This window comes from Ruegeria sp. O5, assembly GCF_056535105.1.
The window spans coordinates 1-22,238 of the sequence record NZ_JBQERN010000016.1; the positions used below are offsets into that span (position 1 = coordinate 1).

General features: G+C 61.6%; 17 protein-coding genes. 7 read left to right on the forward strand and 10 right to left on the reverse strand.

The genetic code is table 11. The annotated features are described in order from the left end of the window. Positions 1-144: 144 nt before the first annotated feature. Positions 145-1,023, reverse strand: a complete 879-nt coding sequence (locus tag ACR0M3_RS16255; RefSeq protein WP_480901146.1) for a LysR substrate-binding domain-containing protein — start codon at positions 1,021-1,023, stop codon at positions 145-147. 98 nt (positions 1,024-1,121) lie between these two features. On the opposite strand from ACR0M3_RS16255, the gene ACR0M3_RS16260 reads away from it, so the two are divergent. After that, positions 1,122-1,826 (forward strand): SDR family oxidoreductase, encoded by a 705-nt coding sequence (locus ACR0M3_RS16260; RefSeq protein ID WP_480508601.1) that lies wholly within the window; start codon positions 1,122-1,124, stop codon positions 1,824-1,826. Beyond that, on the forward strand, positions 1,816-2,067 hold the full coding sequence (locus tag ACR0M3_RS16265) for a DUF6552 family protein (protein WP_480508603.1): 252 nt from the start codon (positions 1,816-1,818) through the stop codon (positions 2,065-2,067). Before ACR0M3_RS16260 ends, ACR0M3_RS16265 begins: the two co-directional genes overlap by 11 nt. A gap of 105 nt (positions 2,068-2,172) precedes the next feature. On the opposite strand, the gene ACR0M3_RS16270 is transcribed toward ACR0M3_RS16265, so the two are convergent. Next, on the reverse strand, positions 2,173-3,249 hold the full coding sequence (locus ACR0M3_RS16270) for a DUF2235 domain-containing protein (protein ID WP_480539545.1): 1,077 nt from the start codon (positions 3,247-3,249) through the stop codon (positions 2,173-2,175). Further along, on the reverse strand, positions 3,227-5,518 hold the full coding sequence (locus ACR0M3_RS16275; protein ID WP_480911712.1) for a xanthine dehydrogenase family protein molybdopterin-binding subunit: 2,292 nt from the start codon (positions 5,516-5,518) through the stop codon (positions 3,227-3,229). The genes ACR0M3_RS16270 and ACR0M3_RS16275 overlap by 23 nt, the downstream gene beginning before the upstream one ends. Before the next feature lie 164 nt (positions 5,519-5,682). Here ACR0M3_RS16275 and ACR0M3_RS16280 point away from each other — a divergent pair, with 164 nt between their 5' ends. The 4 genes from ACR0M3_RS16280 (at position 5,683) to ACR0M3_RS16295 (ending at position 11,449) form a co-directional block, all read left to right on the forward strand. Beyond that, positions 5,683-6,582 (forward strand): phytanoyl-CoA dioxygenase family protein, encoded by a 900-nt coding sequence (locus ACR0M3_RS16280; protein WP_480911713.1) that lies wholly within the window; start codon positions 5,683-5,685, stop codon positions 6,580-6,582. Between the two features lie 94 nt (positions 6,583-6,676). Then, positions 6,677-9,778, forward strand: coding sequence for a valine--tRNA ligase (locus tag ACR0M3_RS16285; protein WP_480911715.1), 3,102 nt, complete (start codon positions 6,677-6,679; stop codon positions 9,776-9,778). 135 nt (positions 9,779-9,913) lie between these two features. After that, positions 9,914-11,077, forward strand: coding sequence for a benzoate/H(+) symporter BenE family transporter (locus ACR0M3_RS16290; RefSeq protein WP_480484399.1), 1,164 nt, complete (start codon positions 9,914-9,916; stop codon positions 11,075-11,077). A 39-nt stretch (positions 11,078-11,116) separates the two neighbouring features. After that, positions 11,117-11,449, forward strand: a complete 333-nt coding sequence (locus ACR0M3_RS16295; protein ID WP_267363466.1) for a DnaJ family domain-containing protein — start codon at positions 11,117-11,119, stop codon at positions 11,447-11,449. On the opposite strand, the gene ACR0M3_RS16300 is transcribed toward ACR0M3_RS16295, so the two are convergent. Further along, positions 11,450-12,232, reverse strand: coding sequence for a crotonase/enoyl-CoA hydratase family protein (locus ACR0M3_RS16300; RefSeq protein ID WP_480488459.1), 783 nt, complete (start codon positions 12,230-12,232; stop codon positions 11,450-11,452). Positions 12,233-12,298: 66 nt separating this feature from the next. Next, positions 12,299-13,369: an SMP-30/gluconolactonase/LRE family protein gene (locus ACR0M3_RS16305; RefSeq protein ID WP_480911717.1), complete on the reverse strand. Its 1,071-nt coding sequence runs from the start codon at positions 13,367-13,369 to the stop codon at positions 12,299-12,301. 90 nt (positions 13,370-13,459) lie between these two features. Here ACR0M3_RS16305 and ACR0M3_RS16310 point away from each other — a divergent pair, with 90 nt between their 5' ends. Further along, positions 13,460-14,575 (forward strand): pyridoxal phosphate-dependent aminotransferase, encoded by a 1,116-nt coding sequence (locus ACR0M3_RS16310; protein WP_480911719.1) that lies wholly within the window; start codon positions 13,460-13,462, stop codon positions 14,573-14,575. 127 nt (positions 14,576-14,702) lie between these two features. Here the strand turns inward: ACR0M3_RS16310 and ACR0M3_RS16315 are convergent, their stop codons facing one another. The 5 genes from ACR0M3_RS16315 to ptsP form a co-directional block, all read right to left on the reverse strand. Beyond that, positions 14,703-15,893 carry a pyridoxal-phosphate-dependent aminotransferase family protein gene (locus ACR0M3_RS16315; protein WP_480911721.1) on the reverse strand — a complete coding sequence of 397 codons (1,191 nt, stop codon included), beginning with the start codon at positions 15,891-15,893 and terminating at the stop codon, positions 14,703-14,705. Positions 15,894-15,944: 51 nt separating this feature from the next. Then, positions 15,945-16,577 (reverse strand): bifunctional 4-hydroxy-2-oxoglutarate aldolase/2-dehydro-3-deoxy-phosphogluconate aldolase, encoded by a 633-nt coding sequence (locus tag ACR0M3_RS16320; RefSeq protein WP_480773914.1) that lies wholly within the window; start codon positions 16,575-16,577, stop codon positions 15,945-15,947. Between the two features lie 4 nt (positions 16,578-16,581). Further along, a complete protein-coding gene (edd, locus tag ACR0M3_RS16325; protein WP_480911723.1) occupies positions 16,582-18,387 on the reverse strand; it encodes a phosphogluconate dehydratase in 1,806 nt (601 codons plus the stop codon). 2 nt (positions 18,388-18,389) lie between these two features. Beyond that, positions 18,390-19,835 carry a glucose-6-phosphate dehydrogenase gene (gene zwf, locus ACR0M3_RS16330; RefSeq protein WP_480911725.1) on the reverse strand — a complete coding sequence of 482 codons (1,446 nt, stop codon included), beginning with the start codon at positions 19,833-19,835 and terminating at the stop codon, positions 18,390-18,392. Between the two features lie 149 nt (positions 19,836-19,984). Then, the gene (gene ptsP, locus ACR0M3_RS16335) at positions 19,985-22,228 is read right to left on the reverse strand and encodes a phosphoenolpyruvate--protein phosphotransferase (protein WP_209505648.1); all 2,244 of its coding nucleotides are present in this window, start codon (positions 22,226-22,228) and stop codon (positions 19,985-19,987) included. Positions 22,229-22,238 lie beyond the last annotated feature (10 nt).

Below are 22,238 nucleotides of genomic sequence, written 5' to 3' on the forward strand. Positions count from 1 at the left end.
TCGGTCCCATCATCGCCGCACCTCCGCTCATAAAACGAGTGAATCAGCGACAGACCGACCAATCAATGGACTTTTTCAACACTATCCGGACCTTACTGCCATTCGTCCCAATGATTTGAATGACCGCTCATGGTTCCAATGTAGTCAGGCATCTTCGGCTGAGCGCGCCGTTAGCCATGTCACGACATTGACGACCGATTCATTGGTTTTGGCGGTTCGTGGCATGAGGACATAGAAATCATTTCCGCTCGCGTCCCAAGCTGCACCAACCTCGATCAAACGTCGGGCTTCAAGGTCATTAGCCACCAGAAACCGGCTTACCAACGCCAAACCTTGCCCGGCGATTGCTGCATCGACCGCAAGGGAGGTTTGGCTCAGACGAAGGTGACGAGGAGACTGGTCCCGTACGCCTAAATGCGCAAGATAGCTGGGCCATAGGTCATGGGTATCATGGACCTTCGGCTGGTTGGCGAGGTTTTCTGGGTCAAGATGAGCGTCACCTTTGGCCGCAAACTTTGGCGCGGCGACAGCGATTAGCGACTGCTTGAACAAGAGCGTTACGTCCAGCGATGCGCCAAATGGCGGCGATCCCTGGCGCACTGCAAGGTCTATCCCGTCGCTGTGGAAGCTGGAAACTCTTTCGGTCGCCATAATCCGCAAATCGATATCCGGGTGCGCTGCGGTGAAGTCCGGTAGGTTGGGGATCAGCCATTTCGCAGCAAAGGTCGGTGTGACACTGATAAGAACTTTATTCGGCTCTGGTTTCAGTTCGGCAGTTGCGGCTCGAAGGTCTACGAACACTCCGGCAATGCGGTTGTGATAGCTGCGCCCGACTGGCGTAAAAGCCAAGCCTTTCGGCACCCTTTCAAACAAGACCACATCAAGATGCGCTTCGAGCTGGCGTACCTGTTGTGCAACGGCCCCTTGCGTAACGCCCAATTCATCGGCGGCTGAGCGGAAGCTGAGGCGGCGACCGGCTGCATCGAACGCACGCAAACTGTTGAGCGGGGGAAGTTCGGTCATTTTTCAATAGTAATTCTACTGTCATGCAACATCAATTCTGAATCGAATTTCACCAAAAAAATAACCATGTATGGTTCAATCAAGAAAGGATACTCGACATGACAGTAGAAAAAGTAGCTTTGATCACGGCTGGCGGCAGCGGCATGGGCGCGGATGCAGCCCGCAAATTGGCAGAAGATGGGTTCAAAGTCGGCATCCTGTCCTCGTCCGGCAAGGGTGAGGCGCTCGGCGGAGAACTCGGCGGCTTTGGCGTGACTGGCTCTAACCTTGATGGAGAAGCGCTGAACGCTCTGGTCGAGGGTGCGAAGGATCGTTGGGGCCGTATCGATGTCTTGGTGAACTCTGCTGGCCACGGACCGAAAGGACCGGTTCTCGAAATCAGCGACGACGATTGGCATCAAGGGATGGAAGTCTACCTGATGAACGTGATCCGTCCGACAAGGCTTGTCACACCCACAATGCAGGCGCAGCGCGGCGGGGCGATCATCAACATCTCAACCTTTGCGGCATTTGAACCTGACCCTCTTTTCCCAACGTCGGGGGTCTTCCGGGCCGGGCTTGCTGCATTCACGAAACTCTATTCGGATAAATATGCGTCCGAGAACATTCGCATGAACAACGTCCTTCCGGGATTCATAGACAGTCTGCCCGAAACCGAAGACCGCAAAGCGCGTATTCCCATGGGGCGCTACGGTTTCGCTTCGGAGGTGTCTTCTCTCATTTCGTGGCTCGCCTCGAATCATGGTGGCTACATGACAGGACAAAACTTGCGTCTCGACGGAGGATTGACACGTGCAGTCTGATACCTTGGCGCTCGCGTCATCGCGCGAGCGCCTTGTCTTCGCGGTCAAGTGGGGCGCATCCGCAGTTCAGATCATGGGATACACCGCGACCGGGTTTGGCTGGACACCATGGAACCTCTACCTGTTTCTTGTCGGAGTCGTGGGTTGGTTCGCCGTCGGCGCTCTATGGAATGACAAGGCGCTCATGCTGGTCCACCTTGTCGCGCTAGGCGCAATGATTGCAGGTATGGCAAGCGGCTGACACAAAAGAGCGGTCATTAGTGCGTCTTGCAGCATCGGTCAAAGAGGGCTCGAACCTGACATTGAAGTGCCGGTGATCTTGGTGTCAGTGGCACATGGTAGCCTTTCACTGCGCGGGATGTGTCGGCAGGTTCGGCATCGCCACCCAGCCCGGCAATTCATCCGGCGCGACCGAGACATGCAGGCGTTCTGACTGGTCCCGCCCGACCTTGCGGTGTTTGCGCAGCAAAAATATCTTGCCCCAGCCGCGCCAGGTTCCAACCGATTGCGCATGGGCATCCGTCGGGAAACGGGTGCGCCAGCCTTCGGGCATCGGCAGCCCGTGCATCTCGGCCTTGTCCAGCATCCAGATCAACGAGATATTGCTGAGCGGCCGGGCCTCTTCATAGCCGTTCAGCTGGCCGCCGATATCGCCGTGGGTGCCACGGAACCAGACCTGTTCCACATGGCCGTTGAACTCGGGCTTGCATCGCCACAGAACCGGCTCGAACACCTCGCGCGTTTCGTCGAGGGCCAGCGCGTGATAGCCATGCAGAGTGGCAGGGCCCAGCTGGTGGTTGTGAAAGGCATGACGATCCTCGGCCCAGCGCCACAGAAGCGGCAGGCGCAGGCCCAGCGCCTTGACCGTGTCCCAGACACCGACCATCTCGATCTTGACGTTGTCGTGGCAGAACTTGCGGCGGAAATCGCGGGCGGCGGTGCCGCTGACATTGCATTCATAATGGCGGTAGGCTTGCAGGATGTTCCGCTCGGTCGCGTGTTCGGCCTTGAGCAGGCCGATCATGTCGATCACCCCGGCAAGGCTGCGCACGCCGTAGGCCCCACGGGAATAACCGATGAAATAAATCCGGTCACCGGGCTTGTAGCGTGACGCCAGATAGCCATAGGCGCGGCGGATCTGGCGGTTGATACCCCGGCCCATCATCACGTCCATGGTGGATTTCCAGCTTTCCCACTGCACGCCCGCCTCGTAGAACACCGACACCTTGCTGCCCATTTCGCAGCACAGGCGATAGGTCTGACCGGCATGGGTTTCGAACCCCGGTTCGAGGGTGGACATGGTGCCATCTAGGATAATAACGTGGCTGATCGGTTCGCGGTGCCGCGTTTCGGCGGAGTGCTCGGACCGTAAGGGCCGCCCGAGCCATCCCAGAACCTTCCTACTCAGCCGCGACAGTTTCATGCGTCAGCAATTCCCAAACTTTATGAGGTGTGAAAGGCATATCCGCCTGCCGCACCCCGTGATCCCAGAGCGCATCCTGAACCGCGTTCGCCACAGCGGCCAGAGCGCCCACCGTGCCGGCCTCGCCGCATCCTTTCATCCCCATCGGGTTGGAAGTTGACGGCACCGGCGCCGAGGTAAACTTTATCATGGGTACGTCCACCGCGCGGGGCAAGGCGTAATCCATAAACGATGCCGTGAGCAGCTGTCCGTGATCATCATGCACCACATGTTCCGACAGCGCCTGCCCGATGCCCTGAACCACCCCGCCATGCACCTGCCCTTCGGCCAGCATCGGGTTGATAAGATTTCCGAAATCATCAACCACGGTGTAGCGGTCCACACGGGTTTCGCCGGTGACGGAATCGATCACGACCTCGGCAACATGCGCGCCGTTGGGATAGCTGCGGGCATCCAATTGCGCGCGGGACTCATGCGTCAGCAAGTCCAAACGCCCGTCGGCGCGCGCCATGGCCGCGGCTTCGGTCAGGGTCGGCGTCAGGTTCGAGCCCGGCGCGCGGAATGTTTCATGGTCAAATCGCACATCACTGTCCTCGACCCCCATCTTATCGGCCAGATAAGGCGTGAATGCGGCGATCATCTTGTCAATGGTGGCGAGGGTCGCGGTACTTTGCACCGTCACCGAGCGCGAGCCACCGGTTCCGCCGCCATGGCCAAGCCGGTCGGTATCACCCTGAATGACGGTGATCCTGTCCATCGGGACGCCGGTCTGATCGGACAGGAACTGGGCATAAACCGTCTCGTGCCCCTGCCCGTTCGATTGTGTGCCGACATAAAGGTTCACCGTGCCATCCTCGCAAAACTCGACCTTCGAGTTCTCGGAAGGGTCCCCCAAAATACTTTCGATATAGTAACAAAGACCCTGCCCCCGGATCAGACCGCGTTCGGCATCGGCGGCCTTGCGGGCTTCGAACCCGCTGGTCTGGCTGGCCGCGCGGCGCAGGACCATGTCGAAATCGCCGACATCATAGGTTTCACCCGTGGCAGAGGTGTAGGGGAAATCGCCGGGTCTGATGAAGTTTTTGCGCCGCAACTCCCACGGGTCAACGCACAGTTCGCGTGCCGCGCGGTCCATCACGCGTTCCAGCACATAGATCGCTTCGGGGCGTCCGGCACCGCGATAGGCGTCGACCTGTGTTGTCGTGGTATAGAACCCCTCGACCCGGAGATAGGTGGTCTGAACGTCATAGACCCCCATCAGCACCTTGCTGAACAGGCTTGTCTGGATCGCCTGCGCGAAATGGCTGTTATAGGCACCAAGGTTGACTTTGCTGTGGACGCGGTAGGCGGTGATCCGGTGGTCGGCATCAAAGGCCAGCTCGGCCAGAGAGGTCAGGTCGCGGCCGTGGTGATCGGACAGCATTGCCTCGGACCGGTCGGACATCCAGTGCACGGGTTGACCCAGTTTCATCGCGGCCACGGCCACGCAGAAATATTCGGGATATGGCATCACCTTCATGCCGAACCCGCCCCCCACATCCGGGGTGGTGACACGGATCGCATCCGCATCGAGTTTCAGCTTTTGCGCCAGCTGTGCCTTCATCGCCCAGACACCCTGCCCGCCATAGGAAAAGTGCAGACGCCCGCCAGACCAATCGGCCTGACAGCCCCGCGGCTCGAGCGAGCTGATGATGACGCGGTTGTCGTGCACGTTCAGCGACACGGTATGGGCGGCGGCCTGAAAGGCGGCTTTGGTCGCGGCCTCATCACCCAAGCCCCAGTCAAACGCGCGATTGTCGGGCGTTTGCGGGTGCAGGGCCTCACCCCCCGCGTTCACGTCCAGCTTGGCGGGGCGTTCCCGGATATCCATCCAGATCAGCTCGACCGCGCCCTGCGCCTGAACCAGCGTATCAGCGATGACAACGGCCACGGGTTCGCCCACAAAGCGCACCCGGTCCCTCGCCAGCATGTGCCGATCCGGCGCGGCAGAGCCGGTTCCGTCGCGGTTGGTCAAGGTTGCGGCATTCATCACTGTATCGATGCCCGAGGCGGCAAGATCGTCCAATGTCATGACCAGCCGCACCCCGTCGGCATCCCGCGCGGATTCAAGATCCAGCGCGGTGATATCGCCATGGGCCACAGGGCTGCGGAAGAAAGCGGCAAACAGCGCATTGTCGGGCACGGCATCGTCCATATAGCGCCCCTGCCCGGTCAGGAACCGCTGATCCTCGGTCCGTTTTACGGGCTGGCTTTTGCCGAATTTTTCCATGGGATGCTCCTGTCACTGCCTTGATGGCGACACTAGCCCTGCGCTCGCTTATGTCCAGCGCCTTGCATGAAAGCGTCTGGCGACACCGATGTCGTAAACAGGATTGCAGGAGCCACAGAGGGATTCGTAGGCTGTTTGAAAATGCAGCCTGCCGGAGGTCCCCCATGCCCGAACCCATTTCCCTGTCACAGGGCCGCCTGGACGCCCCATCGGTCGACGCGTATTGGCAAGACGGGTTTGCCTTTCCCATCACTGTCTTTTCGCCGGATGAGACCGAACAGTTCCGGGCCGAGCTGGAGCAGATCGAGGAGACCTGGCGCGTGGCTGACCTTCCGCTGCCGCTGAACATGTACAAACGCCTGAACGCCCATGTGGTGATGCCGCTGGTCGCCCGTATCGCACTGGACCCCAGGGTTCTGGACGTCGTCGAAGGAATACTGGGACCGGACTTGCTGCTGTGGTCTGCGGAACTGTTCATCAAAGAGCCACGCACGACGCAGGTTGTTGGAATGCATCAGGACCTGACCTATTGGGGGATGGGCGAAACACCGGATCAGATGACCGCGTGGATCGCATTGTCGCCTGCCACGGTAGCAAGCGGCTGCATGGACTTTGTCAGAGGCAGCCACAAAAACCCGATCCTGCCCCATAACGATACGTTTTCAGACAACAACCTGCTGTCGCGCGGGCAGGAGGTGGCTGTCGATGTGGCAGACGAGGACAAAACACATATTGAACTGCAGCCGGGTCAGATGTCGCTGCACCATGGCCTCACAATCCATGGCTCGGGGCCCAATACGTCGGACGATCGGCGGATCGGGCTGGCGATCCGGTATCTGAACCCGAACGCACAGCAAAAAGTGGCGGACCGCGATTACGCGGTTTTGGCGCGGGGCGAAGACCGGGTGGGCAATTTCATCCTCATCGAACCACCGACCGAGTTGTTTTCGCAGCCAGCCTTGGCGCTTCATGCCCGCATTCGGGAGGATCAGGCCAAGGCGATGACACAAGGCGCGGCACAAAGCACGCACCTGTACGGAAACGAGGCGACCGGCACGGGGTGACTTCGGCAATCGTCGCCGCACAGGGCCTTCCCCTTCCCGTCTCCATTCGCTATTGCAGGCGCTGACCCGAATTTGTTGACGCAGGACGCATCCCATGGCGATGGAAAAGACATTCAACGCGGCCGAGGCCGAGGCCCGTATCTATGAGGCCTGGGAACAGGCCGGAGCCTTCAAGGCAGGCGCGAACCGTTCGCGCGAGGAAAGCTTTACCATCATGATCCCGCCGCCCAACGTGACGGGCGCGCTGCATGTGGGTCATGCGTTCAACAACACGTTGCAGGATATCCTGATCCGCTGGCACCGGATGCGGGGCTTTGACACGCTGTGGCAGCCGGGGCAGGACCACGCGGGCATTGCCACCCAGATGCAGGTGGAAAAGATGCTGGCGGCGCAGGGCAACGAAGGTCGGCGCGAATTGGGACGCGAGAAATTCCTTGCGAAAGTCTGGGAGTGGAAGGGCGAATACGGCGGCACGATCATTGAACAACTCAAGCGCCTGGGCGCCAGCTGCGACTGGTCGCGCAACGCCTTTACCATGGCGGGCGCGCCAGGTGACCCGCGCACCGGGCACGAGAACAGCCCGAATTTCCATGATGCCGTTATCAAGGTCTTCGTCGACATGTACGAAAAGGGCCTGATCTATCGCGGCAAGCGACTGGTCAACTGGGACCCGCATTTCGAGACGGCGATTTCGGACCTTGAGGTCGAGAATATTGAAACGCCGGGCCACATGTGGCACTTCAAGTACCCCTTGGCGGGCGGCGAGACATATGAGTATTTGGAAAAAGATGAAGATGGGAACGTAATCCTTCGCGAAGAGCGGGATTATATTTCGATCGCGACGACCCGCCCTGAAACCATGCTGGGCGACGGTGCTGTGGCCGTGCATCCGTCGGATGAGCGGTACGCGCCGATCGTCGGCAAACTGTGCGAAATTCCGGTTGGCCCGAAAGAGCATCGCCGCCAGATCCCGATCATCACCGATGAGTATCCCGATCCCGATTTCGGCTCGGGCGCTGTGAAGATCACCGGTGCGCATGACTTCAACGACAATATGGTGGCCAGGCGCTGCGGCATTCCGATGTACCGCCTGATGGACACCAAAGGCGCGATGCGGGCTGATGGCGCGCCTTACGCCGAAGAGGCGGGCAAGGCGCAGGAATACGCGCGCGGCAAAGCGTTCACCGAGAATGAGATCGACGCGATCAACCTGATCCCGGATCACCTGCGCGGACTGGACCGGTTCGAGGCGCGTGCCAAGGTGGTCGAAGAGATCACCCGCGAAGGTCTGGCTGTTATGTGTCCAGCGGACGATCCGCGTCTGGGATCGAGCTGGGCTGAAGCCCGGCCTACAGAGGGCGAAGACGGTGGGCAGGACTTCAGCCCGGCACTTGTCCCACTGGTCGAGAGCAAACCGATCATGCAACCCTTTGGCGACCGCTCGAAAGTCGTCATCGAGCCGATGTTCACCGACCAGTGGTTTGTGGATGCCGAAAAGGTCGTCGGTCCTGCGCTGGATGCGGTCAAGGATGGCACGGTCAAGATTATCCCTGAATCGGGCGAGAAAACCTATTACCACTGGCTGGAAAACATCGAGCCCTGGTGCATCTCGCGCCAGCTGTGGTGGGGACATCAGATTCCGGTTTGGTATGGGCCAGGGATCAAGGATGGCACAGTCTCGCATCAAGCAGAAAGACAACCTTTTTGCGCTCCAACATTCGCAGAAGCGAAGACCAAAGCCGCCAAGTTTTATGCTGATGCGCTCGGTTATGAGATAGACTTTATCGAGATGCCGCCAATGGAAGGCTCATCACGGGGAAGCGAGGCCTTTATTGGATCTATCAACTTTGGACCGATCCAAGATGTTAGTCTCATTCGCGACCCCGACGTCCTCGACACCTGGTTCTCATCCGGCCTCTGGCCCATCGGCACGCTGGGCTGGCCCGAAGATACCGAGGAAATGCACCGCTATTTCCCGACAGACGTTCTGATCACCGGCTTCGACATCCTGTTCTTCTGGGTCGCCCGGATGATGATGATGCAATTGGCCGTGGTCGATCAGATCCCGTTCCACACCGTCTACCTGCACCAGCTCGTCCGCGACGAGAAGGGCAAGAAGATGTCTAAGACCACCGGCAACGTCATCGACCCGCTGGAAATCGTCGACGAGTTCGGTGCCGACGCGCTGCGCTTTACCAACGCTTCGATGGCGGCCATTGGCGGCGTTCTGAAACTGTCGCGCGAGCGCATCACCGGCTATCGCAACTTCGGCACCAAGCTTTGGAATGCCGTCCGCTTTGCCGAGATGAACGAGGTCTTTACCGACGCCGTCCCGCAACTGGACGTGGCCGACCTGCAGCCCAAGGCCGCCGTAAACCGCTGGATCATCGGCGAAACCGCCCGTGTGCGGGCGGAGGTCGACGCGGCGCTGGAGAGCTATCGCTTCAACGATGCCGCCAACGGCCTGTACGCCTTTGTCTGGGGCAAGGTCTGCGATTGGTACGTGGAACTGTCGAAACCCCTGCTGCAGGGTGACGACGCCCAAGCACAGGTCGAAACCCGCGCCACCATGCGCTGGGTTCTGGATCAGTGCATGGTTCTGCTGCACCCGATCATGCCCTTCATTACCGAAGAGCTGTGGGGCCTGACCGGCAACCGCGCGAAAATGGTCGTCCATGCCGACTGGCCGACTTACGGCACGGAACTGGTCGACGCCGACGCTGATCGTGAGATGAACTGGGTGATCTCGGTGATCGAGAACACCCGCTCGGCCCGTGCGCAGATGCGGGTGCCTGCGGGTCTTTACGTGCCGATGCTGGTGACCGAGATCGACGCCAACGGCCAAGCCGCGTGGGACCGCAACGAGGCGCTGATCAAACGTCTGGCCCGCATCGACAGCCTGACCAGCGCGGACGCGCTGCCCAAGGGCACCATCTCGATTGCCGCTCCCGGAGCCTCCTTCGGCCTGCCGCTGGCGGATATCATCGACATTGGCGCGGAAAAGGAGCGGTTGGAGAAAGCAAAGGGCAAGCTGGCCAAGGAACTGGGTGGCCTGCGTGGGCGTCTGAACAACCCCAAATTCGTGGCCTCGGCCCCGGATGAGGTGGTCGAGGAAGCCAAAGCCAACCTCGCCGCACGCGAGGAAGAAGAAGCCAAGCTGAACGAGGCGCTGGCCCGTCTGGCCGAGATCGCCTGATCTTCATCTTTTCAAAAATACTCATACCCCGAACCCCGCCGCTGATCTGGCGGGGTTTTCTTTTGCGCGTTCAGACCTTGCCCGTCCCTGCCGCCGCTTGTTAGCAATCACCAACCCCAACCGCCCGAGGCAGTCATGACCCAGTTTGCCCCACCGCTCCAGACAGTCTCGACCGGGCTTGTTGTCGCCATTGTCGGATTCTTCAGTTCATTTCCTATCGTGTTGCAGGGGCTGGCCGCGATGGGGGCGTCTCCGGCGCAGGCGGCCTCGGGCCTGATGATGGCGGCCATCGCAATGGGACTGACCGCCATTGTTCTGAGCCTGTGGTACCGGCAACCGATCAGCGTCGCCTGGTCGACGCCGGGGGCGGCGCTGCTGGCGGTGTCCGCGACACCGGCGCTGGGGTTTGCCGAGGCGACGGGCGCCTTCCTGTGTGCAGGGGCGCTGACGGTTCTGGCCGGGCTTTGGCGGCCACTGGGGCGGCTGGCGGCCGCCATTCCGACGACTCTGGCACAGGCCATGCTGGGGGGGGTTCTGCTGCCGCTTTGCATTCTGCCCTTTCAGGCCGCAGTCGAATTGCCCGCGCAAGCCCTGCCGGTGATCCTGACATGGTTCATCGCGGGCCGGATCAACCGGCTGTTCGCTGTTCCGGCGGCCGTTGTCGCCGCCGCGCTGGTTGTGGTGCTGAACGCAGGCGACGCATCGGTGACCCCGGCGCGATGGCTGGCGGCACCGGTCTGGACCTCGCCCAGTTTCTCGCTGGCTTCGACCATCGGGATCGCCATCCCGCTGTTCATTGTCACGATGGCGACCCAGAATATTCCCGGCATCGCGGTGATGCGCAGCTTTGGCTATACCCCGGCACCGGGCAGGCTGTTTTCATCCGTGGGTGGGGCGAGCCTGTTATCTGCGCCATTTGGTGCACCTGCCACCTGCCTTGCGGCGATCACGGCTGCGATGTGTTCCAATGAAGACAGCCACCCCGACCCCGCGCAACGGTACTGGTCGGCCATCATGAGTGGTGTGTTCTATGGTGTATTCGGTATCTTTGCCGTGGCGATTACCGGCTTTGCATCCCATGCCGATCCGCTGTTGATGGGGACACTGACCGGTGTCGCCCTGATCGGCGTTCTGGCCAATTCGATTTTCGCAGCACTTGAGGTTCCGGCCGAGCGTGAGGCCGCGATGTTGACCTTTGCGATCACCGCATCGGGCGTCACCGTCTTTGGCCTGGGCGCGGCGGTTTGGGGTCTGCTGGTCGGCGGGCTGGCCTATCTGGTCAGCAACAGAGTTCGGTAGCCGCTTTCGCATCCCGCCCTTACCGGGTATAGTTGCGCCATGTTCGGTTCACTTGGAAAACTGGTGGAGCGCCAGATCAAAAAGGCACAGGCCGAGGGGCAGTTGCAGGGCCTTGTCGGCGAAGGTCTCCCCCTGCCCGACCGGTCCGGCGAGGCGCAGGGCGATCCGGCCATCGCCGCCGGGCACCGGATCATGGCGCAAGCCGGGGTTCTTCCCGAAGAGTTCGACATCAAAAAGAAACTGGATGCGGCCCGCAAAGCGTATCCGGCCCTGACCGACCCCGCGGAACGCCGGGCCGCGATGTCGGAGATCGCTGATCTGGAAATGCGTTACAACATGGCCCGCGATGCGCGGCGGGCTTTCATGCGCTGATCACTTGAACTCGGGCTTGCGGCCCTGCATCTGCGCCATCACGACCTCCATCTGATGAGGCTTGCCGATCAGCTCCACCTGCTCGGCGGATTCCGCCTTGAGAACGTCCGCACGGGGCTGGGTTTCGGCCACTTCGATCAGCCGCTTGGCGGCACGGATAGCCGAGGGGCTTTGACCGGCGATATTCTCGGCAATGGCCAGAGCTTCGGTCAGCGGGTCATCTGAAAGCTGCGTGACCAGTCCCCAATCCATCGCCTGCTGCGCGCCGATGGGCCGGGCCGTGTAGGTCAGCAGGCGCAGCACGTCCGAACGCACAAGCCGGGGCAGCAGAACCATGCCGCCCATATCGGGGATGATACCCCACTTCATCTCCATCACCGCCAGTTTCGCCTCGGGGTGCGCGATACGGATATCCGCGCCCAGAGCGATTTGCAGGCCACCGCCATAGGCGACACCCTGAATGGCGCAGATCACCGGCACCGGTACGCGACGCCAGATCAGCGCCAGCTCCTGCATTTCGTTGGCATCTTCGTGGCTGCGGGTCATCAGCCATTCGGTGGGGTCCATATGGGCCATCTTGGCAAAGCTTGCCATGTCGAGCCCGGCGCAGAAGCTTTTCCCCTCGCCCGACAAAACCACGGCGCGGGCGTCCGAGGCGGCGACCTCTTGCCCGGCAGAGAGCAATGCCTTGACCATCGCGTCATCCAGCGCGTTCATCTTGTCACCCCGGGTCAGGATGACATGGGCAACATGGTCTTGATAGGTGACGGATACGCGTGACATGGGGGACCTCCCGAAATTCAGTTGCGGCGACCATGCCCGGACGGGACGCCGATTTCCACTGCGACGTCAGGGCAGATCGCTGACAGGCATCCGCCCGAACCAGGGAGAATCGAGCGTCATGACATAGAACTGATCGCCCACGATCCGGCCCCCTGTCGTGATGCCAATACGGCCCTGCGGATCCTGTAGCGTGCGCAGGATCGTGCCTTCACCATCGAACTGAACCAGCATACCCCGATGGATCGGCGCCGGGCGCACAGCCGGGCCCAGCCGCCAGATCACCTTGCGCAGGAAGGGATACGGCATCAGCGCCTCGGACGGCACACGCGGGCTGGCGAAGGCCATCCAGTAGGTGCCATCGCCCTGTGCTTCGAGATTGTCGGGATAGCCCGGCAGATTGTCCAGCAAGACCTCTTGCTGACCGGCTTTCGGCCCGCTGAGCCACAGCTTGTGCACCCGTGCGCGGCCGGTCTCGGCGATCAGCAGGAAATCTGTATCGGGCGAGAGGGCAATGCCATTGGTATAGACGAATTCAGTGGCAATCTTTTCGGTGCTGCCGTCGGGTGTGTGACGGGCGACATAGCCTGTATCGGATTGTTCCCAGATGGTCAGGACCGAGGTCAGCTTGGTCCCGCCCATGGTTTCGGGGTCGAACCGGTCAGAGGAGTTCGAAAAATAGATCGTGCCGTCCTGTGCCACGTCCAGTTGGTTTGCATAGACCACGGGTGCACCGTTGATATCTGCCACCACGGATTCAAGCGTGCCCGACCCGGTCCAGCGCATCACCCCGCGAAAGCTGTCGGCAATATATAGCGCGCCATCCGGCCCGGCCCTGAGGCCCAGAGGACGCCCGCCAAGCTGGTCGACCACAACAGGGTCGGCCCCGTCAATCCGATAGAGCGTGCCAGACCGGCTGGTCGTATAGACCGCGCCGTCGGGCAGGATGGCGATATCTTCGGGGCCGGTTTCCCCATCCGGCAGGCGGATCAGCTGCGCGGCGTCCAGCGCGGTGTTTTCTGCGAAATCTCCTGTGAAACCGGCATCTTCCGGTATCTCAACGGCGACGGGGATAACGGGAACGGGCCAGAACAGAAGATAGGCAAGGCCCAGAAGAACAATGGCAGACAGTATGCGCATCTGCGCTCCTTACTTTTGTTTCAATACGTTCTGACGCGCGGGATGAGGTGCGCGCTTGCCCGAAGCTCGGGCTTGGGGTTATCTGCAGGCATGACAGGACCTCGATACACCCCGCTTGCCCAATCCCTGCCCGCCACCGTGCCCTTTGTGGGCCCCGAAACGCAAGAGCGTCAGCGCGGCGCGGCGTTCATTGCCCGTCTTGGGGCCAATGAGAGCGTGTTTGGCCCCTCGCCCCGCGCGATCCGGGCCATGGAGCAGGCCGCGTCTGATATCTGGATGTATGGCGATCCCGAGAATCACGATCTGCGCCATGCTTTGGCCGAGTATCATGGGGTAACCCCCGAAAATATCGTCGTAGGCGAAGGGATTGACGGGCTTCTGGGTTATCTTGTGCGTCTGATTGTAGGGCCCGGGGATGCGGTTGTAACCTCGGACGGGGCGTATCCGACGTTCAATTATCATGTGGCCGGGTTCGGTGGCGTTCTGCACAAGGTTCCCTATGCCGGGGATCACGAGGACCCGGCGGCCCTGTTTGCGAAGGCGGCCGAGGTGGGGGCAAAACTGGTCTATTTGGCCAATCCGGACAATCCGATGGGCAGCTGGCATTCCGGCGCGGATATCGTGGCGGCGATGGATGCCCTGCCCGAGGGTTGCCTGCTGATTCTGGATGAGGCTTATGTGGAATGCGCGCCAGAGGGGACAGCGGCACCCGTCAGCGCAGACGACCCTCGCGTGATCCGAATGCGGACATTTTCCAAGGTCTATGGCATGGCGGGCGCACGGGTTGGCTATGCCATTGGAGCGCCCGACCTGATTGCAGCCTTCAACAAGGTGCGCAACCATTTCGGCATGAACCGCGCGGCGCAGGCCGGGGCGCTGGCCGCGTTGCAGGATGGTGCGTGGCTGGAGCACATTCAGGCACAGATCGCAGAGGCGCGTGAGCGGATAGGAACGATTGCCCGCGAGAACGGGTTGGAGCCCCTGCCCTCGGCCACCAATTTCGTGACGATTGATTGCGGGCGGGATGGCGAGTTCGCCAGAGCGGTACTGGAGGCTTTGGTTGCGCGGGGTCTGTTTGTTCGGATGCCGTTTGCAGCGCCCCAGAACAGGTGCATCCGGGTAAGCTGTGGTGAAACAGCAGATCTGGATGCTTTTGCGGCCGCCTTGCCCAAGGCGCTAGTGGAGGTGCGGTCACATACTGCCTAGCACTGGTCTGTCTTGCCATCGGGGCAAAGGGGGGGCTGTCTGCCCCCCATCGCGCAATGCGCGATTCCCCCCGAGGATATTTTTGGCCAGATGAAGGGGCGGATCAGTGCTGTTCGTCTGACGTGTATCAGGCGGCCAGGACGGCGGCGGCGGCCTCGAGCGCGCCTTTGCCACGGGGGATATCAAGCGCGGCCATGGCCGTTTCCATACCGCCCAGCATCGCCATCACCATTTGCCCGTTGACATGGCCCATATGCCCGAGGCGGAAACAGCTGTCGTAATCCTCCATCCCAAGGCCAATGCCCAGTGTCAGGCCCAGTTGATGTTCGGTGAACGCGCGCAGGGCCGTGCCGCGCCCTGCGGTCAGGCGCAGGGCTGTAACGGCATGGCTGCGGTGGTCGCTGTCGGCAACGTTCAGATGCAGCGCGCCGCCTTCGGACCATGTTTCGCAGGCCGCCCAGATGGCAGTAGCCAGACGCTCATGGCGGGCCCAGACCTGTTCGACCCCTTCCGCATGGATCAGGTCGAGCGCGGCGCGCAGACCATAAAGGTGATGTGTCGGCGCGGTACCGTCGAAATACTGGTAGAACAGGTCGGGATTGGCGCGCGGCTGCCAGTCCCAGTATCGCGACACACGCGGCATGGCGGCCCGCTTGGCCTGTGCTTTGTCGTTGAAAAAGACAAAGCCTGTGCCTGCGGGGGTCATCAGGCCTTTCTGGCAGGCGGTGACCGTGACATCGACGCCCCATTCATCCATCTCGAACCGGTCGCATCCCAGCGAGGCGATGCAATCGGCCATCAACAGCGCCGGGTGGTCCAGATCGTCGAGCAGTTTGCGCAGTGCCGGGATATCGTTGCGGATCGAGCTTGATGTGTCCACATGAACCGCGAGAACGGCCTTGATCTGGTAGCTTTTGTCCGCGCGCAATGCGTCGGCAATTCGGTCGAGATCCCAGGCGGATGAGGTGCCAAAATCGATTAGTTGCACCTTTGCCCCGATGCCTTCGGCCATCTCGGCCCAGCCATGGGTGAACCGGCCCGAGGCAGGAGCCAGAACGGTTTCGCCGGGGGCGATCACGTTGGACAACGCGGCCTCCCACGTGCCGTGACCGTTGGCGATATAGATGGCGACGTCATGGCCTGTGCGAGCAACCCGGCGCAAATCGCGGGTCAACGCGGGCATCATGTCGATGAGCGCGCCATCGTAGATATTGGGCGACGGGCGATGCATCGCCTGCAGGACTGCGTCCGGCATCACCGACGGGCCCGGGATCGCCAAATAAGTTCGCCCCTGGGAGAGGGCAGATGTCTGTGTCATGGGGTCAACCTGTCTGAGTTGACGCCCACATTACCGAGGGGCTTCGCGGCGTCAATCCGCCAGCTTCGATGCCTCGCGCGCAAGTGTTTCGATCCCGGCCCAGTCGCCGCTTTCGACCATCTGCTTGGGCGCGACCCAGCTGCCACCGGCGCAGACCACATTGGACAGGGACAGGTAGTCACGGGCGTTGGACGGCGACACCCCGCCTGTCGGGCAAAAGCTGATCTGCGGCAGGGGTGCGCCGATGGCTTTGAGTGCGGGCGCGCCGCCCGAGGCCTCGGCCGGAAAGAATTTCAGCATGTCATAGCCTTTTTCCAGCAATGCCATCGCTTCGCTGGCCGTGGCCGCGCCGGGCAACAGCGGCAGGCCCTCGGCCTCGCACGCCGCGATGAGCGCGTCGGTTGCGCCCGGAGAGACGCCGAACTGCGCGCCCGCCTCTTTGGCGGCGCGGACGTCTTCCGGTGTGACCAGCGTACCTGCGCCGACCACGCCGCCGGGCACCTTGGCCATCGCGCGGATCGCGTCGAGCGCGGCGGGCGTGCGCAAAGTGACCTCAAGCGCTGGCAGACCGCCGGCGACCAATGCCTCGGCCAGCGGGCAGGCCTGCGCGACGTCATCGACAACCAGAACCGGAACGATCGGGGCCAGTGCGCAGATTTCACGGGTGCGTTGGGATTTGGACATGAGGTTAAACTCCGAAAATGCTGGCACCGGTGTCGGCCGAGCCGACATTCTGGCGGAACGCGCCAAAAAGATCGCGCCCTGTACCGTGTTGATTGGCGGACAGGTCGGCGGTGACGGGCGCACGGTCCAAAACGCCTGCGGTGAGGATTTCCAAATCACCCCTGACCGCGTCAACGCGCAGGATGTCACCATCCTGAAGGTATGCAATGGGGCCGCGGTCGAGCGCCTCGGGGACGACATGGATGGCGGCGGGTACTTTGCCGGATGCGCCAGACATACGGCCATCGGTGACCAGCGCCACTTTCTGGCCCCGGCCCTGCAGGATCGACAGCATGGGCGTCAGTGAGTGCAGTTCCGGCATCCCGTTGGCCTTGGGGCCCTGGAAGCGCACGACGACGATGACGTCACCGGTGAACTCGCCAGCCTTGAAGGCTGCCTTGACCGCGTCCTGGTCGTGGAAAACGCGGACCGGAGCCTCGACCACCTGATGTTCTGGCGCGACGGCTGATACTTTCATGACCCCGGTGCCCAGATTGCCGGTCAGGCGCGACAGGCCGCCGGTGGGCTGGAACGGATCGCGGGCGGGGCGGACGATCTTGTCATTCAGGCTGTGGCCTGTACCGTCTTGCCAGGTCAGCTCACCATTGATCAGCTTGGGCTCGCGCGTGTAATTGTGCAGGCCCTGCCCGGCGACGGTCAGCGTATCGGGGTGCAGCAAACCTTCTTCGAGCAACGTGCCGATGGTGAACCCAAGCCCGCCTGCGGCGTGGAAGTGGTTCACGTCGGCCAGACCGTTGGGATAGACCCGCGCGACCAGTGGAACAACGGCGGAGATATCGGAAAAATCCTGCCAATCCAGCACGATGCCCCCGGCGCGCGCCATGGCGATCAGGTGGATCAGCAGATTGGTCGAGCCTCCGGTCGCCATCAGGCCGACGATACCGTTCACAAAGGCCCGTTCGTCGAGCACCTGATAAACCGGGGTATAGCTGTTTCCCAGCGCGCTGAGCGACAGGGCGCGGCGCGCGCCCTCTTGGGTCAGCGCGTCGCGCAAGGGCGTGTTGGGATTGACGAAGCTGGAGCCCGGCAGGTGCAGGCCCATGAACTCCATCAGCATCTGGTTGGTATTGGCGGTGCCGTAGAAAGTGCAGGTGCCGGGGCCGTGATAGGCGGCCATTTCGGCGGCCATCAGTTCGTCGCGCCCGACCTCTCCGGCAGCGAATTTCTGACGGACCTTGGCCTTTTCGTCATTGGGCAGACCGCTGGTCATTGGTCCTGCGGGCAGGAACACGGCAGGCAGATGCCCGAACGCCTGCGCACCGATGATCAGACCAGGGACAATCTTGTCGCAGACGCCGAGGAAGACAGCCGCGTCATAAGTGTTGTGGCTGAGTGCTACGCCAGTTGCCAATGCGATCACGTCGCGTGAAAACAGCGACAATTCCATCCCTGCTTCGCCCTGGGTGACACCGTCGCACATGGCTGGCACGCCACCCGCGACCTGTGCGGTGCCTCCGGCAGCGCGGATCGCATAGCGGATCAGGGCGGGGTACCGTTCAAAAGGCTGATGGGCAGACAGCATGTCGTTATAGGCGGTGACGATGCCCAGATTGCCCGCCGTGCCGGTAGCCATGGATTGCTGGTCTTCACCCGCACCCGCATAGGCATGGGCCTGACCACTGCAGGACAGGTGCGCACGGGCGGGACCCTTGGATCTGGCCTGTTCCATCCGGTCGATATGGGGGCCGCGCAGACCGGCGCTGCGGTCGATGATCCGTTTGGTGACGTCGGAAATGACAGAGTGAACCATGATTACCCTCCGATCTGACGCCAGCGACGCCCATCGCGATGCATCAGCATCAGTGCTTCTTCGGGGCCTGAACTGCCCTGATCGTACTTGGCGGGTTTGTCCCCGCGCTGTTCCCAGCCGTGAATGATGGGATCGACCCAGGCCCAGGCGGCCTCGGCCTCGTCCCCGCGCATGAACAGGGTCTGATCGCCCCGGATGACATCCATGATCAGGCGTTCATATGCGTCCGGGGATTGCGAGTCATCACCCAGCGCGTCGGCAAAACTCATGTCCAGAGCAACATCGGACAGGCGGAACCCGCCCTGCCCCGGTTCCTTTATCGTTGTGCGCAGGGTGATGCCTTCGTCAGGTTGCAGACGGATCACCAGCACGTTGCCATGCAACGGGCCGACATTGGGAAAGATCGTGTGTGGCGGGTCGCGGAAGAACACCGCGATTTCAGAGGCACGGGCGCGCAGGCGTTTGCCTGTGCGCAGGTAGAACGGCACCCCGGCCCAGCGCCAGTTGCCGATATGGACCTTGAGTGCAATGAAGCTTTCGGTGCGGCTGGCCGGCTTGCCAACGTGATCAAGGTATCCGTCACCGCCCTTGCCCGTGCGATACTGACCACGGGCGATGTCCCTGGGTTCGACTGGTTCCAGCGCCTCGATCACCTTGACCTTCTCGTCACGCACTGCATTGGGAGAAAACTTTGACGGAGGTTCCATCGCGGTCAGGCACAGCAATTGCACCAGATGGTTCTGGATCATGTCCCGCATCGCGCCGGATTGATCGTAATAGGCCCCGCGCCCTTCGACCCCGACGGTTTCCGCCACTGTGATCTGCACATGATCGACATGGGTCGAGTTCCAAAGCGGCTCGAACAGGGAATTCGCAAAGCGCAGCGCCATCAGGTTCTGCACGGTTTCCTTGCCCAGATAATGGTCGATCCGGTAAATCTGGTGTTCCTTGAAACACGCCCGCAAGCCTTCGTTCAGCGCCCTGGCCGAGGCCAGATCATGGCCGAAAGGCTTTTCGACAACGATGCGGCTGTCCGGCGTGGCCAGACCGGCGTCATGCAGGCGCTGCGCAATGCCCGAAAACAGGCTGGGACCCACTGACAGGTAAAAGGCCCGCACCACGTCGGGGCGCAGCATCTTGGACAGATCGGACCATCCGGCATCGCCCAGTGCATCCACCGGCACGTATTCAACATGGGACAGGAACCGGTCCAATGTGTCCTTTTTGAACTTCGGCGCGAATTCCTGCATCGATGCACGGACCTGATCGCGAAACCCATCGCTGTCGATATCCGAGCGCGCCGTGCCGATGATCCGCGCCCCATCAGGCATCTGGCCGACCTCGAACCGATGGTACAGGCCCGGCAGGATCTTACGTTGCGCCAGATCCCCGGTCGCGCCGAACAACACAAGATCGAACGGCTCTACCGGAATTACGCGTGAAACCATCACAGGCTCCTTCTCGAGTTTGCCGATATCAGTTCAGCACGGCATGAAACGGCTCTGCGGCACACTGTTACCGCTAACATTGCCTGCGTGATAGAAAGCCTGCGCGAAAAAATCAAGCATAGTTTCCCCAAAAAGCGAGGTTTTGCGGGCTATACCTGACTGCGCAGCCACTCCATCACGGCCGGGCGCACGGATTGTTCGCCACGATGGCGCGCGTCGGCGATGATTTTTCGCACCTCCATCAGGTCGCACCGCAGCAACAGGCTTTTGACCGGACCAATCGACGCCGGGCGCATCGACAGGGTGCGAATACCCATGGCCGCAAGGCACAGCGCCTCGACCGGGCGGCCCGCATCCTCGCCACAGAAGCTGAGCGGGGTGTCCGAAAGCCCGCAGCGTTCGACAATGCGTTCCATCAGGCTCAGGAAACTGACATTCAACGTGTCATAGCGGCGGCGGACCAGTTCATTTTCGCGGTCAGCCGCAAAAAAGAACTGCTTGAGGTCGTTCCCGCCGATCGAGATGAAATCGACCTCGTCAAAGAACTTTTGCGGGGCAAAGGCCAGCGACGGGGTTTCCAGCATCGCGCCGACTTCAAGCGTTTCGGGCAGAACGTGGCCCAGTCGCTTTTCGCGTTCGATGGTTTTGTTTACCTCCCAGCGGGCTTCGCGATACTCCTCGGCCTGCGCGACAAAGGGGAACATGATGGTCAGTGGGCGGCCATTGGCGGCGCGCAGAAGGGCCTGCAACTGCATCCGCATCACGCCGCGTTTGTCCAGACCGACACGGATGGCGCGCCAACCCAGGGCCGGGTTGGGTTCGGCCACGTGTTTCATATAGGGCAGCACCTTGTCCGACCCGATATCCAGTGTGCGGAACACCACCCTTTTGTCACCTGCCGCATCCAGAACCCGCTGATACTGGGTGACCAGCTCGGACCGTTTGGGCATCTGATTGCGGATCAGGAATTGCAGCTCGGTTCGGAACAGGCCAACACCTTCGGCACCTGATGTTCCCAGCGACGGCAGGTCGGCCATAAGGCCTGCGTTCATCACCAGATTGATGCGCGTTCCGTCGCGTGTGATACAGGGCGTTTCGCGGATCGAGGCATAGCGTTCCTGCGCTTTGGCCTGCATCGCGATCTTGTCGCGGAAGGCGCCGACCACGCTGTCTTCGGGGCGCAGGTGAACAACGCCCTGATCGCCATCAACCAGCACGTGGTCGCCATTCAGCGCTTCGGTCGTGATGCGGCCCACATGGACCACCAGAGGGATCGCCAGCGCTCGGGCCACAATGGTGGCGTGACTGCCGACTGAACCTTCTTCGAGGATGATCCCCTTCAGCGCCCGCCCGTATTCCAGCAAGTCGCCGGGGCCGATATTGCGTGCGACCAGAATCGGGTCGGGCGGCAGATCGGCGCTGTCGGTTTTTCCCTGCCCGGTCAGAATGCGCAACAAACGGTTGCTGAGATCGTCAAGATCCGCCAGCCGTTCGCGCAGATAGGGATCAGACACCTGCCCCATCCGGGCGCGCGCCTGGGATTGTTCTTTCTCGACCGCGGCTTCGGCGCTTAGCCCCAGGGCAATGTCCTCTTCCATCCGGCGCATCCAGCCTTTGGAATTGGCAAACATCCGGTAGGCTTCCAGCACCTTGAGCTGTTCGGTGTCACCATCCCTGGAAATTTCGAGCATCTTGTCGACGCCGACGCGCAGCTCTTCCACCGCCTCATTCAGTCGTTCGCGTTCCCGGTGCGGGTCCTCGGCGATCGGATTGGTGACAACTACACGGGGTTCATGCAGCCAGACATGGCCTTCGGCAGAACCTTCCTGCGCCGGGCCGCCGCGCAGCAGAACCGATTGCTGGTGCCGTGGCGACAGGGCCGCGCCTTCGCCGACAAAAGCGCCCAGTTCGGCCATTTCGGCCAGCACCATGGCCACCACTTCCAGCGCATAGATCTCGTCGGCGGAAAATTCACGCGCTTTGCGGGACTGGACAACCAAAACACCCAGCTTTTCCCCAAGGCGCTGCACCGGCACGCCGAGAAAGGACGAAAACCGCTCTTCCCCGGTTTCCGGCATATACCGGAACCCTTTTTCAGACGGCGCGTCCGGGGTGTTGACCACCTTGCCGGTCTTGGCGACCCGGCCCACCAGCCCCTCGCCCATGCGCATCCGGGTCTGGTGTACCGACTCAGGCGCAAGTCCCTGGGTCGCGCAGAGTTCCAGGGTCTCATCATCGCGGAACAGATAGATCGAGCACACTTCGCTGCGCATGCTGTCAGCGATCAGATGGGTGATCTGATCAAGACGCTCCTGCCCAGCGGCTTCGCTGGCCATCGCCTCGCGCAACCGCCCCAGCAGCTTGCGGGATTCTGTTTCCGTGCCGTCTGCCATGGCCCAACCA